General features: G+C 56.2%; 13 protein-coding genes. 8 read left to right on the forward strand and 5 right to left on the reverse strand.

Annotation, left to right across the window (positions count from 1 at the left end):
- Positions 1 to 101 precede the first annotated feature (101 nt).
- The 5 genes from secA to WG938_RS02850 all read left to right on the forward strand — a co-directional run bounded on the left by secA (position 102) and on the right by WG938_RS02850 (position 7,018).
- Positions 102 to 2,807 carry a preprotein translocase subunit SecA gene (gene secA / locus WG938_RS02830; protein WP_339977321.1) on the forward strand — a complete coding sequence of 902 codons (2,706 nt, stop codon included), beginning with the start codon at positions 102 to 104 and terminating at the stop codon, positions 2,805 to 2,807.
- A gap of 613 nt (positions 2,808 to 3,420) precedes the next feature.
- A complete protein-coding gene (locus WG938_RS02835) occupies positions 3,421 to 3,831 on the forward strand; it encodes an HAD family hydrolase (RefSeq protein WP_339977323.1) in 411 nt (136 codons plus the stop codon).
- The gene (locus WG938_RS02840; RefSeq protein ID WP_339977325.1) at positions 3,831 to 4,334 is read left to right on the forward strand and encodes a DUF6912 family protein; all 504 of its coding nucleotides are present in this window, start codon (positions 3,831 to 3,833) and stop codon (positions 4,332 to 4,334) included. The genes WG938_RS02835 and WG938_RS02840 overlap by 1 nt, the downstream gene beginning before the upstream one ends.
- Before the next feature lie 172 nt (positions 4,335 to 4,506).
- Positions 4,507 to 5,574, forward strand: a complete 1,068-nt coding sequence (locus WG938_RS02845; RefSeq protein ID WP_339977327.1) for a ferredoxin reductase — start codon at positions 4,507 to 4,509, stop codon at positions 5,572 to 5,574.
- Between the two features lie 76 nt (positions 5,575 to 5,650).
- Positions 5,651 to 7,018 carry a fatty acid desaturase family protein gene (locus WG938_RS02850; RefSeq protein ID WP_339977329.1) on the forward strand — a complete coding sequence of 456 codons (1,368 nt, stop codon included), beginning with the start codon at positions 5,651 to 5,653 and terminating at the stop codon, positions 7,016 to 7,018.
- On the opposite strand, the gene WG938_RS02855 is transcribed toward WG938_RS02850, so the two are convergent.
- Genes WG938_RS02855 through aroA form a run of 3 tightly spaced genes read right to left on the reverse strand, consistent with a single transcriptional unit; the run spans position 6,981 to position 10,779 of the window.
- A complete protein-coding gene (locus WG938_RS02855) occupies positions 6,981 to 8,306 on the reverse strand; it encodes a chloride channel protein (protein WP_339977331.1) in 1,326 nt (441 codons plus the stop codon). The genes WG938_RS02850 and WG938_RS02855 overlap by 38 nt on opposite strands.
- Positions 8,299 to 9,333, reverse strand: coding sequence for a ribosome small subunit-dependent GTPase A (rsgA, locus tag WG938_RS02860; RefSeq protein ID WP_339977333.1), 1,035 nt, complete (start codon positions 9,331 to 9,333; stop codon positions 8,299 to 8,301). Before rsgA ends, WG938_RS02855 begins: the two co-directional genes overlap by 8 nt.
- A gap of 3 nt (positions 9,334 to 9,336) precedes the next feature.
- Complete coding sequence (gene aroA, locus WG938_RS02865; RefSeq protein WP_445292892.1) at positions 9,337 to 10,779, reverse strand: 3-phosphoshikimate 1-carboxyvinyltransferase; 1,443 nt, start codon at positions 10,777 to 10,779, stop codon at positions 9,337 to 9,339.
- 41 nt (positions 10,780 to 10,820) lie between these two features.
- On the opposite strand from aroA, the gene WG938_RS02870 reads away from it, so the two are divergent.
- On the forward strand, positions 10,821 to 11,486 hold the full coding sequence (locus WG938_RS02870; protein ID WP_339977337.1) for an SOS response-associated peptidase: 666 nt from the start codon (positions 10,821 to 10,823) through the stop codon (positions 11,484 to 11,486).
- Here the strand turns inward: WG938_RS02870 and ybaK are convergent.
- The gene (gene ybaK, locus WG938_RS02875) at positions 11,473 to 12,021 is read right to left on the reverse strand and encodes a Cys-tRNA(Pro) deacylase (RefSeq protein WP_339977339.1); all 549 of its coding nucleotides are present in this window, start codon (positions 12,019 to 12,021) and stop codon (positions 11,473 to 11,475) included. The two genes, WG938_RS02870 and ybaK, sit on opposite strands and share 14 nt — an antisense overlap.
- 97 nt (positions 12,022 to 12,118) lie before the next feature.
- Here ybaK and WG938_RS02880 point away from each other — a divergent pair, with 97 nt between their 5' ends.
- A complete protein-coding gene (locus tag WG938_RS02880; RefSeq protein WP_339977341.1) occupies positions 12,119 to 12,856 on the forward strand; it encodes a sigma-70 family RNA polymerase sigma factor in 738 nt (245 codons plus the stop codon).
- Positions 12,857 to 12,858: 2 nt separating this feature from the next.
- Positions 12,859 to 13,239, forward strand: coding sequence for a mycothiol system anti-sigma-R factor (gene rsrA / locus WG938_RS02885; protein WP_339978762.1), 381 nt, complete (start codon positions 12,859 to 12,861; stop codon positions 13,237 to 13,239).
- Between the two features lie 90 nt (positions 13,240 to 13,329).
- Here rsrA and WG938_RS10770 read toward each other — a convergent pair whose 3' ends face one another.
- The gene (locus WG938_RS10770) at positions 13,330 to 13,404 is read right to left on the reverse strand and encodes a 50S ribosomal protein bL37 (RefSeq protein WP_445228201.1); all 75 of its coding nucleotides are present in this window, start codon (positions 13,402 to 13,404) and stop codon (positions 13,330 to 13,332) included.
- Positions 13,405 to 13,496: the final 92 nt, after the last annotated feature.

The raw sequence follows: 13,496 nt of genomic DNA on the forward strand, positions 1-13,496 counted from the left end.
CACCCGTAGTTCGGGTGCGGGTTTCGTCCTATAATGAGGTTTTTGATGGTCTTACCTGACCACCACGTTCATGTTCGTCGGCCGGAAAGGTCTCGTCTCTAGTGTTTTCACTCAGCAAGTTGCTCCGAGTCGGTGAAGGACGCGCGGTTAAGCGTCTACAAAACATCGCGGATAACGTCATGGCCTTGGAGGACGAGTACGCAGCTCTCAGTGATGACGAATTGCGGGCGAAGACTGACGAGTTCAAGCAGCGCATCGAGAAGGGCGAGAAGCTCGATGACCTGTTGTACGACGCTTTTGCAACTGCCCGCGAAGCATCCTGGCGTGTACTAGGCCAGAAGCACTACAAAGTCCAGGTCATGGGCGGTGCTGCATTGCACTTCGGCAACGTAGCTGAGATGGGCACTGGTGAAGGTAAGACTCTGACCTGTGTGCTTCCTGCGTACTTGAATGCGCTGGAAGGCAAGGGCGTTCATGTTGTCACCGTGAACGATTACCTGGCTAAGCGTGACGCCGAGTGGATGGGTCGAGTCCACCGTTTCTTGGGTTTGTCCACCGACGTCATTTTGTCGGAGTTGTCTCCGGACCAGCGTCGTGAAGCATATGGCTCGGACATCACGTACGGCACCAACAATGAGTTCGGTTTCGATTATTTGCGTGACAACATGGCGCACAGTCTGAACGATCTGGTGCAGCGTGGCCACCACTTCGCAATTGTGGACGAAGTTGACTCGATTCTTATCGACGAGGCGCGTACCCCCTTGATCATTTCGGGTCCCGCTGACGGCGACCCACGCTGGTACCTCGCGTTTTCTCAGATCGTTCCGGGAATGCGCAAGGATATTCACTACGAAGTCGACGAGCGCAAGCGCACCGTCGGTATTCGTGAAGAAGGCGTGGCATACGTCGAGGATCAGTTGGGTATCGAGAATCTCTATGCCGCTGAGAACTCGCAGTTGGTGAGCTACCTGAACAACGCCGTCAAGGCGAAGGAGCTGTTCACTCGCGATAAGGACTACATCGTTCGTAATGGTGAGGTTCTCATTGTGGATGAGTTCACGGGTCGTGTGCTGGACGGTCGTCGTTACAACGAAGGTATGCACCAGGCCATCGAGGCCAAGGAACGCGTCGAGATCAAGAACGAAAACCAGACGCTGGCTACGGTTACCCTGCAGAACTATTTCCGCTTGTACGACAAGCTGGCAGGTATGACCGGTACCGCTGAAACCGAAGCGGCCGAGCTCCATCAGATTTACAAGCTGAATGTGATGGCGATTCCGCCAAACCGTCCGAACCAGCGTAAGGATCAGCGCGACCTGATCTACAAGACTCAGGAAGCAAAGTTTGCGGCTGTTGTGGAAGACATTCGCGAGTGCAACGAACAGGGCCAGCCAGTCCTGGTGGGTACCACCTCTGTGGAAATGTCTGAGCACTTGTCGCAACTGCTGCAGCGTGAAGGCATTGCTCACAACGTGCTGAACGCAAAGCACCACGAACAGGAAGCTGAGATCGTTGCAGAGGCTGGCCGCTTGAAGGCTGTGACCGTCGCAACGAACATGGCTGGTCGTGGTACTGACATCGTGCTGGGTGGTAACCCAGACATCATTGCCGACATTAACCTGCGCGGTCGTGGTTTGGATCCGGTGAATACGCCGGAAGAGTACGAAGCTGCGTGGGATATCGAGATCGAGAAGTGCCGTACGGCAGCGAAGGCAGAAGCTGAGCAGGTCCGCGAAGTCGGCGGTCTGTACGTACTGGGTACCGAGCGCCACGAGTCTCGTCGTATTGATAACCAGCTGCGTGGTCGTTCCGGTCGTCAGGGTGACCCAGGCGAGACTCGCTTCTACTTGTCGATGCGCGATGAGCTGATGGTTCGCTTCAACGGCCAGCGTATGGAAGCTCTGATGAACACGTTGAATGTTCCGGACGATGTTCCTATCGACTCGAAGGTTGTCTCCAACTCCATTAAGAGCGTTCAGGCGCAGGTCGAGGCCCAGAACTTCGAGATCCGTAAGAACGTTCTGAAGTATGACGAAGTTATGAACGAGCAGCGCAAGGTTATCTACGCTGAGCGCCGTCGCATTCTCGAAGGCGAAGATCTGCAGCAGCAGGTTCGCGACATGCTGGACGACGTGATCGAGGCATACGTTGACGGTGCAACCGCCGACGGCTACGTGGAAGACTGGGATCTCGACGAGCTCTGGAACGCACTCGAGTCTCTCTACGGCCCAACCATGACCTGGAACTCGCTTGTCGACGGTTCGGAATACGGCAAGGCCGGTGACCTTTCTGCGAAGGACCTGGCTAAGGCTGTCAATACTGATGCCAACCAGGAGTACGACAAGCTGGAAGATGCTGTATCCACTATCGGCGGTGCACAGCAAATGCGTAACCTCGAGCGTTTCACCATCTTGAACGTGATGGACCAGAAGTGGCGTGAGCACCTGTACGAAATGGACTACCTGAAGGAAGGCATTGGTCTGCGTGCCATGGCTCAGGCTGATCCATTGGTGGAATACCAGCGTGAAGGCTACGACATGTTTACGGCCATGATGGACGGCATCAAGGAAGAAGCTGTTCGTCAGCTCTTCCTCGTTCGTAAGCAGGTTATGCAGCCAGAATCGACACCAGAGGATACTGAAGAGATTGTCTCCGAGCTCGAGGCGGCACAGCCTGAGCCTCAGCAGATTACTTATTCCGGTCCAGGTGAAGACGGTGCTGCTGAGCAGCAGCGAGCTGACGACAACGCTGCGAGTGGCAACCGCGCGCAGCGTCGTCAAGCCGAGCGCAATGCACGTCGCTCTTAAGCCGACTTAAATAAGGCGGAGGAAGTCCACGACCCAGCCGTCGCGATGTTGTGATGCGCGACCGGCGAGGGCGCGGATCTGCGTCCCGTTTGTGAAGGTGCCCACGAAGTTTATTCGCGTTCCGCATGGCCGTGGTTCGGGGCGAAATGACTTCAGTGTGGCACCTTTTAGTGTTCCTGCACGGGCTCGAGTGAGAAAGCTCGCCCGAACTGTGCGCGATAGCGCGAGCTTATGAAGGACGTCTATACGACGACGCCCCGCTGCAACATCGATGGCGTGGCTAATCGTCCCGGCTAGGAAACGACGAGTGTGGTCTGGACAGAAATCCAGTGCCGTTTCTGGTGGAGAAGTGGCTGTTTTGGTTTGTGCTGGCGCAGATCCGGGTTGGATTCGATGCAGCAAGGTATAGCCGGGAATCGGAATTAGTCGATCTTGGGTCAGCTCCACAATCATCCCCCAATGATGTAGCTGCGAATGTGTGCTCATCCTACGGTGGGAATCTGAGCGATGCATCTCTTGTCAAGGGTTAACGCGGATGCATTTATGTATAGTCCGACACACAATAAGTGGGGGCAATAGAGCGAAATGTTTGTCGCCGGTTTACCATTGCCACATGCGCGGAATGATTATCGACTACTGTGGCGTCCTCGATGGGACGGACGAAGACCAGGCTCGCTGGCGTGAATTGTTGAAAGCTGCACGCGAAAACGGCGTGGCCTTGGCGATTCTTTCTAATGATCCAGGCGGTCCAGCTGCCGATCATATTCGAGAGTTCGAAACCTCTGGTCTTGTCGACGCCGTGTGCTTGTCAGGCGAAATCGGTGCAGAAAAGCCTTCTGCTGAGGCGTTTAACATCACAGCAGATCGTATTGGCTTGCCGGCACGCGACTGCGTGTTGGTTGACGATTCGATCGTGAACATCCATGGTGCTGTCTCTAACGGCATGGTCGGTGTCTTCTACCAGCAGTTCGATCGTGCGGTCGTTGAGATCGCTGGTTTGCTTGAACTTGAAGGCGAGTTCTAATGCGGGTGTATATTCCCGCGACTTTCGGCATGCTCCAGACTCTTCTCGATGAAGGGGAGCTTCGCGCCGCGCATGGGTGGGCATTCGCTGTCACTCCGGCATTGCAGGAGTTTTATGCCGAAGGCGATGAGGACGAGTTGGCGGACATTGCTTTTACGGACGCGGCTCGCACGTCGCTGCGCTTACTGAGTGAGTACAGCGGTCAGTTTGAGCTTCGTCGTGTTGTTGTCTCGGCTGATATTAAGGACGACGCTGAACTTGAGTTGACCCCGGACATGGGGGAGGACGTCGTAAAGCTTGGTTCGGCGATCCCAGCTGATGCTATCGCTGCTGTGCATGTTGATGTCGCGTCGACCGAGGAACTTACCCGCGCTGCTATCGAGGCAGTCGACGCGGCTGATTTGGGCGATGAGGATGCTGAATTGGCTGTTGGGGACTGTTTGGAAGTGCCACTTGCTTGGTATGACTCCAGCGAAATTGGCATGTTGGTCGAACTTCTGTAGATCTCCTGGTTGTCACTTCCCCTGGCGGATTCGCCGGGGGATTTTTTAGTTTCGACGCGCCTACTAAACACTTGACGCAAAAGTTACCGAACCGTAAGCTACGCAAGCGTAAGTAGTTTTACAGATGTCTGTATGACATTAGATTGATTTTTTCGTTCTAAGGGGACTTTGCGTGAACTTTGCCAACGGGCTACGCGGCGCGTTCCGACGACTGTCGACACCGCTACTTCCAGACGATTACACACGACTGGTAAACCCGTTGTGGTCGAGGCGTGAATTGCGCGGACAGATTGAGAAAGTCAACCGACCATCTGACGATGTCGTTGAGCTTGTCATCCGCCCGGGTTGGGGAGTGCCAGCAGACTTTCGGGCCGGCCAGTACATCGGCATTGGTGTTCGCGTCGATGGTCGCTTTGTGTGGCGTTCATATTCCTTGACTAACGCTCCACGTCCAGCGGACGGACTTCTGTCTGTCACGGTGAAGGCGCAGGATCAGGGTTTTCTGTCTCAGCATCTGGTCATGTACGCAACGCCTGGCACGGTCGTTCGTTTGGCTGCGCCAGCTGGTGATTTCCACCTGCCGGAGCCAGTTCCAGAGAAGTTGCTCTTCATCACTGCTGGCTCAGGAATCACTCCGGTCATGTCCATGCTGCGTGACCTCAAGCGCCGAGGCGCAGCGAAACCAGAGGGAGCACTGTCTGGAATCACTCACATTCACTCGGTGCGCGACGCTTCCGGGCAGCTCTTCGCGGACGAGCTTGCCGAGATGCAGGCGCAGGACGGGCTCACACTTGTCGTTCGCGAAACCAGCAAAGAGGGTCGACTTTCCAGCGAGGACATCCTCGAGATCGAGTCAGAAGCGCGACAGCGCGCCGCAGAAGGTGCTGCCTATGCCTGTGGTCCATCCGCGATGCTCGATCAGTTGGAGAGCGCCCTGCCGGGTCTGACCACCGAGCGATTCACTTTGGATCGTGGCAATACTGATGCACAGGGTGGCGTCGTGACGTTCCCTGGTCGCGGCGAAATTGAAGTGGACGGTGCAACCACCATCCTCGAAGCTGGAGAGAAAGCCGGCGTACAGTTGCCTTATGGTTGCCGTATGGGTATCTGCGCAACGTGCGTACGCCAGCTTGCCGACGGCACCGCTCGGGACCTGCGCACCGGCGCGACCCACGAAGCAGGCGAGCGAATCCGCACCTGTGTCTGCGTACCTGCAGGCGATGTAACTCTCGAAGCCTAGACACCTACTTTCTAGACCACTACCAGCTAGACATCACACACTTTCTACTGAACTTTAGAAGCTACAGGGGATAAAAATGGCTATTGCCAACATTGCGTCATACGCGCACTTGACGGACGAAGACATCGCCGAAATCGGTCGCCGGTTCGAGGAGATCGAGCGCGAGCACCGCGACGCTCTGGGACCTAAGGACGCCCGCTACATTCGTAGCCTCATCCGTATCCAGCGCACCTTGGAAGTCTCGGGTCGAGCGCTGTTGATGGCGCCTACTGTTGGTCTTGCGTTGGGCAAGATGGGCGTGTTGCCAAAGGCATGGAAGAACCCAGCTCACTGGGGTTTCAAGTGGGCTGGCGTCTCGGCGCTGTCCTTGGCAAAGATCCTCGAGAACCTGGAAATTGGCCACAACGTTATGCACGGCCAGTGGGACTGGATGAACGACCCAGAGATTCACTCTGCAACCTGGGAATGGGATAACTCCTGCCCATCGAGCGGTTGGAAGCACTCCCACAATTTCGTGCACCACAAGTACACCAACATCTTGGGCATGGACAACGACGTGGGATACGGCATTCTGCGTGTTACCCGTGACCGCAAGTGGTCTCCAGAGCACTTGCTGCAGCCAGTAACCAACGTGGTTCTGGCTAGCCTGTTCCAGTGGGCAGTTGCTTTCTATGATGTCGAGCTCGGACGTGTAGCTGCTGGCAAGAAGGACTGGGCAGAAGCAAAGCCTCAGCTGATGGAAGTTTTCCAGAAGTCGGGTAATCAGCTGCTCAAGGACTACGTCCTGTTCCCGTTGTTGGCTGGTCCTCGTTTTGGTGAAGTCGCGAAGGCGAACATGTACACCAACCTGGCTCGTAACGTGTGGGCCTACGCAGTGATTTTCTGTGGTCACTTCCCAGATGATGCAGAAACCTTCACCAAGGAGCAGTACAAGACTGAGAACAAGGCGGAGTGGTACTTGCGCCAGATGCTGGGTTCCGCAAACTTCACCGGTGGTCTGGCGCTGTCGGTGCTCTCCGGAAACTTGAACTACCAGATCGAGCACCACCTGTACCCGGATATGCCATCGAACCGTTTGGCTGCCATCTCGAAGCAGGTCCAGGAAATCTGTCGCGAGTACGACCTGCCGTACAACACGGGTTCGTTCCCGAAGCAGTTCGCTCAGGTTCAGCGCACGCTGCTTAAGCTGACGCTGCCAAACCGCTTCCTGGTTGCAGACCGCGATAACGCTCCTGAGGTTCGGTCCGAGAAGGCTTTTGTGAAGTACCCTGAGGTCGAAGCTCAGCTTGATCGCACTGCTCAGCCACGCCGTGGTTTGAAGACTGGTCTGAAGCTGCTCCGCAAGCTTCGCCCTGGCGTTCGCGATGTCATTAACGCTTACACCGGTCGCGCTGAAAAGCAGATGACTACCGCGAAGGCTCCGGAAGTTCCTGCTTCTGCATAGCTCGCTTTTCGACGACAGCTCCCACTAGCGCAGCCGTCGCCGCTGCAAGGAACAGCGCCAAATATGCCTCTGAGGATTGGCCTGTGAATTCGACAGTGACGACGAATGCGAATAGGGGAGCTGCCATCGTTGTGGACAAAAACGCACAAGCTCCGAGCAGCGCAAAGTCGCTGAGCGGAATGGTGATAGAGAACCCTGCAAGAATCGGTGAGGCCACTGATCCGATGAGGAAACCGAGCATTGCGCCCAACGCGAAGCCTGGTGTCAAGACACCGCCGACCGCGCCGGAGCGCAATGTAATCAACACTGCTACGAGCTTTGCGACGAAAAGCGCCACCACAAACCACACCGTCAGGTGTAGCGGACCAGTCTCGGTAGTACTGCTCGTCATCAAAACTGGTGTGGCCGCGTTGCGACCATTGCCCAACACTTCGGGAAGCCACAGCGCAATGCCGCCGACTATCGCAAAAGCTAGTGGGATGGTCCACGCTGCATGCCAGCCTTTTGGCGCAGATGCTTCGCAGCGTCGAGTCCAACTGCGAAACGCATAGCCACCTAGCCCTGCGATTACTCCAACAAGTAGCGCTGCGCTGAGATTGCCCCATCCTTCGGATAAATTGAGCGGTTCATACAGGGGTTCATTGCCCACCGCGATGCCTGAAACGACTGTCGCGATAGCCGAACAAGCGAGAACGACCATGACAGCAGTGGCTGAAATCGAACCTAACAAAATTTCTAGGGCAAAAATCGCTCCGGCCAATGGGATGTGGTAAATCGCCCCCAGGCCTGCACCTGCAGCGGCTGCCACGATTACTCGCTGGGTTTCTGCATCGACGCCGAGTCGAGATAATAGCTGGCTCGAAAACATTGCACTTGCTTCTCGAGGCGCATTCTCCCGCCCAACTGACGCACCCGCAGCCACCGTGCCCATTTGCAGAAACACATTGACGAGCGTCTCGAATACCGGCATTCGACGCCCCTCCATACCGTCTTCGACGGAGAGGAGTGGCTCACGGAGTCGTCGCAATGCAGCCCAGGCAGGACCGGCGATGAGACCCGCGATGACGATGCCAAGAAAACGCTGCGTACCAGTTGTACCTTCGGTGACAACGGCGACATCACCTTCGTGCTGACCGTAGACTAGCTGCTCGATAGCGTGCATCACGGTGGCGAGACCGGCGGCAATGAGCCCCGTGGCGATGCCGACTAGCAACGTGAGCACGCACAACACCACGAGATGGCGCAGGGTAGGGCGACGGTCAGCGAAGAGGGCGATGGCGCTAGTCACGGTCGATGTCCAGCTCCCAGTCCTCGTTAGATGAAAGCGTCTCTAGGAGGCGACGTACCGCCATTGCTCGGCGGTACGAGGCGCCCTCCAGCCGATCGAAGGCGCACTCTGGGTCGGAGGGAGGACCAAGGTGGGTACAGCCACGTGGACAGTCGGTAATTGCTTCGGAGAGATCTTCGAAAACACTCACGACAGTTTCGGGGGTGATGTGGGCCAAGCCGAAAGAACGGATACCCGGGGTATCGATGATCCAGCCGCCCTGAGGCAACGGCAACGCAACCGACTGCGTCGAAGTGTGACGTCCCTTACCAACGCCGCTGACGACTCCCGTTTCACGATTAGCACCAGGGACGAGACGGTTGACCAAAGTGGACTTGCCGACGCCTGAATGTCCAATAAGGGCAGTGATTCGATCGGTAACCCGTGCGAGAAGCGGTTCGAGCGGATCGTCAACACCACATACGACAACGGGCACGTCGAGATCGGTGAATTCGGCAGCGAATTCTTGCGGGTCGGCCAAGTCCGATTTGGTCAGGCAGAGCACGGGCGTTACTCCGCCCGCATACGCAGCGACCAGTGCACGCTCGACGAAACCGGTACGAGGAGTGGGGTCGGCTACTGCGCAGACAATGAGTAGTAGTTCTGCGTTTGCGACAACAATGCGCTCGAAGGCATCGTTGTCGTCGGCAGTGCGACGGAGGACGCTGGTGCGATCTGCCAGTTTGACGATACGTGCAAGAGTGTCCTTCCGCCCCGAGGTGTCGCCGACGATGCCGACGCGGTCACCGACGACGATATTCGTGCGCCCCAATTCACGGGCACGCATGCAGTTGATCGGTGCTGAATCTGGAGAATTGTCGTCTAATGCAACTCCCCAGCGACCACGGTCTTTCGAGACTACGACACCCCACCGAGCGTCCTTGTGCTTGGGGCGGTCTTTTGTTCGTGGGCGAGAACTTTTACCTGGGCGCACCCGAACATCAGACTCATCCCAATCATGGTGGGACTGGCGTGGTCTACGACTCATAGTCTAGAAATCACCTCGATGCATGGCGTCCATTTCGGCTTCCAACTCGGCAGGGGAAGGGGTAGCTACATTGAGCATATCGAGCCAGCGCATGTCGAAATTCGGCATGGTCTTTGCAGTGGTCCCGATATTCTCGATGAGCATGTTTGGGACCTTCAGCCCGATGATGGCGCCGGCAGTGGCCATGCGATGATCCGCATAGCTCATCCACTCGCCACCTGTCATCTCGGCGACGGGTACAGGGTGGATCTGAATGCCGTCTTGAAGTTCTTTGGCGTTACCACCAATACGGTTGATCTCGGTGGTGAGAGCGGCTAGGCGGTTTGTTTCGTGCCCGCGCAGGTGTGCGATACCCGTGAGCCGGGTAGGAGTCGACGCGAGTGTTGCAATTGCAGCCACCGTCGGCGCCAACTCACCGATGTCCGACATATCGAGGTCGATACCCTTGAGCTTCTCTGGACCCGTTACTACGAGGTCCTGGCTGTGGTCTCCATGCGGGACGAACTCGATGGTACAACCCATCTTTTCGAGGACGCCACGGATCTGGTCACCAGCCTGCGTAGTTTCCTTTGGCCAGTGGTTGACAGTCACTCTGCCACCCGTAACTGCAGCAGCAGCCAAGAATGGGGTCGCATTGGATAGATCAGGCTCGACGTACCAGGTGCGGCCCTTAATCTCGCCCGGGCTGACATGGTAAATCTTCGAGTCTTCGAAATCAGTGATGGTGATGTTGACCCCGGCATCCTTCAACATCGCCACAGTCATATCGATGTGCGGTTGCGACGGCACTTCTCCTTGTGGCTTCAGCGTTAGTCCCTTGCCAAAACGGGTCGCAGCCAAAAGTAGTCCAGAAATAAATTGAGATGAGGACGACGAATCCACCTCAATGGCACCACCAATATCGCGGTACGGTGCATCCGCATCTGCAGTTTCTGCTACAGCTCCTTCAGGGTTCACGATAAAAGGCAACCTATCGCCCGAGACATGTACGCCGAGGCCTCGAAGTGCGTTCAAAATCGGGGCCATGGGGCGAACACGAGCTTCTTCGTCACCATCAAAAAAGACGGTGCCGTTTGCCGTTGCGGCTACTGGAGGAACAAAGCGCATGACAGTGCCTGCCAAGCCACATTCGACGGTGCCACCACGCAGCATGCGCGGAGTAACTTGAACCGTATGGTTCGGGGCGCCATGCTGCTTTGCAGCGGAGTCAATCTCGGCGCCCATCGCCGTGAGCGCGTTGATCATCAACTCGGTATCACGTGAGTGCAGCGCCCCGTGGATCACTGAAGGCGTCGACGACAACGCTGCAATGACTAACGCGCGGTTCGTAATTGACTTTGAACCGCCAACCGAGACAGTTGCGCGCACTGGGGTATCGGCTAAAGGTGCTGGCCACAGGTCAGCGGAAGAGTGGGGAGATACAGAAGGTGAGTTCACGATCACTATTGTTCCCCAAAACGATCCCGAATGGTTGGCATGATGGAGACATGTGCGGTCGTTTCACCCTTTTCACTGTCGGGGAACAGTTACTTCGAGAGTTTTCCGAGATCGACACCCTTAGCCCCGTCGTTCCAGACGGGCAGCTTCCTACTGAGCGGTGGAATATCGGTCCCACCATGCCAATTGTTGCGCTTGCGCGTAACGACGCCCCTTCGGACCCCTTGCACCCTGGAACTATTGCTGCAACCGTGCGGTGGGGGCTAGTGCCGCATTGGGCCACATCGATGCCGAAAACACCGTATTTCAATGCTCGGGCCGAGACGTGGAAAGAAAAGCCGACTTTCCGAGCCGGGCAACCTTGCGTGATTCCGATGAACGGTTGGTACGAATGGCGAGACAAAGCTCCCTTCATGGTCACTCACCGAAATAGTGAGCTCATCTATGTTGCTGGTCTGTGGGCTCGGTGTGGCGACTTGGTTAGCGCCACAATCCTCACCACCGAAGCAGTCGGACACCTTTCCTCGCTGCATCATCGGATGCCACGGGTGCTCGCTTCTGATGACATTGCAGATTGGCTAGACCAGTCGAATTGGGCGCACGGCGGAGCCGTCGGGATGACCAACGAAGCACTGGTTGATTGTCTTGATGTGCAACCGGTCAACAAAGCATTGGGAAACGTAGCAAACGACGGCGCCTGGCTTATGCAGCCGTGATGTCCGCGACCGTGGCGTCGCAAAGTTCCACGAGTGAGGTGGGGGAGAGCTCAATGTCCCAGCCACGTCGACCACCGGAGACGAAAATAGTGTCGTAGGACAACGCGGATTCGTGAATCACCGTGGGGAGCTGTTTGCGTTGCCCAAGCGGAGATATGCCGCCAGGGACATAGCCGGTAGATCGCTGAGCATCATGTGGATCGGCAAGGTCCGCTTTTGATGCCCCCAGCGCTGCAGCTGCGGCTTTTACATTCAGCTTGTGGGTGACAGGGACGATAGCTACGGCTAAATGAACCTTTGCGGATTCGGAGTGCATACCGCCCTTCACCCCGTGCAGTTGAAGAACGAGTGTTTTGAAGATGCGATCGGCAGCGATGCCTTTATGCTCCCCGAGCCAGTGCGCGGCTTCTTCACCGAAGTTCTGATCGGAATGGGGAAACTGATGGACCGTGTGTACGATCCCAGCAGCGACGCATGCCGAAATGGCCGGTGTTGACGCGCCTGAGCGCCGTTCTTTGCCCTTCTTCTTAGCCATAGTGTGATCGTTGCACAGTGTGTTAACCGAGCGCCAAATGGGCAGGATTAGACAGGACTAACTTTGTCGATATGACGGGCGGTATAGCATGACAGGTATGACAGGTGAAGCGACAGCGCCGCGTGAAACTGACGGTACCGCCGCATCAGAGATGGCGCGGGCCGGCTCTGCAGAAGTGGAGACAGCAATGTCGTCCGCTGTGCGGAACGACGAAACAGAACTAGAGCTAGCGCAGCGATTCGAGCGTGATGCGCTGCCATTGATTGACCAGTTATATGGTGCTGCGCTCCGCATGACACGAAATCCGGCAGATGCTGAGGACCTTGTACAAGAGGCGTACATGAAGGCATTTACTGGTTTTCGTTCGTACCGGCCAGGCACGAACTTGAAAGCGTGGTTGTACCGCATTCTGACGAATGCGTACATCAATGACTATCGCAAAGCTCAACGTCGACCTGCAGAATATGCAACCGATGAGCTCACCGATTCGCAGATTGCTGAAACTGCATCCCATCAGTCATCTGGGCTGAAGTCTGCGGAAGTCGAAGCACTTGCTGCACTTCCCGACACAGAGATTCAGCAGGCTTTAATGGACCTCAATGAGGACTACCGCATGGTGGTCTACTACGCCGATGTCGAAGGCATGCCGTACAAGGAGATCGCCGAAATCATGGACACTCCCATTGGCACTGTGATGTCGAGATTGCATCGTGGAAGAAAACAGCTGCGTGATGCGTTGCAGAATGTAGCGCGCGAACGAGGTTTTATTCGGGACGATAACCAGGGCGAAGGCGCACCGGGCACAGCAAAGAACTCAGCAGCGAGGAAGGCATAGTGATGGACAAGTTGACTGGTGATCACGCCTCAGACGATGCGATGGACAACCCAGACAAAGCATGTTGCCAGCCACAGAATTGTGAGCAATTCCAGCGGCGACTGTATGTTCTCTTAGACGGCGAGTGCGATCCAGAGGAAAGCGAGCGACTGGAAAAGCACCTGAATAAGTGTCCAGAGTGCGCTGCTGAAATCGGATCCGTCGAGGCAATCCGTGCGCTCTTGCGCCGTTGCTGCCAACAGACCGCACCAGAGAAGCTGCGCCAGCGCATTACTTCTCGCATTCATACCCGAGTTGAGCGTCGCATAGAGACTCGTATTCAGTCTGGCGGGGTAGAGCAGCGCACAACCGAGTATCGAGTTTCATACCACCGCGAGGTGTAGTTGTCAGCTGTGCCCAGTTGAGCAACCTGAATGTGAAAAGACCCAGGAAGACAATGCCTTCCTGGGTCTTTCTCAATCAAACTCGTCGAATTAAGAGTTAGGGCGCTTACCGTGGTTAGCCTTGCTCTTGCGACGGTCCTTGCGCTTACGGCCACGCTTGCTCATGAGCGTCCTCCTTTGTTGCAGCGGAATTTAACCTGTTCAGATTACACCCCGCTGGGGTTTTCCATAAAAACTGGTTCCTTGCCCTACGGACT

It is taken from the genome of Corynebacterium sp. H113, assembly GCF_037572315.1.
Taxonomy (GTDB): domain Bacteria; phylum Actinomycetota; class Actinomycetes; order Mycobacteriales; family Mycobacteriaceae; genus Corynebacterium.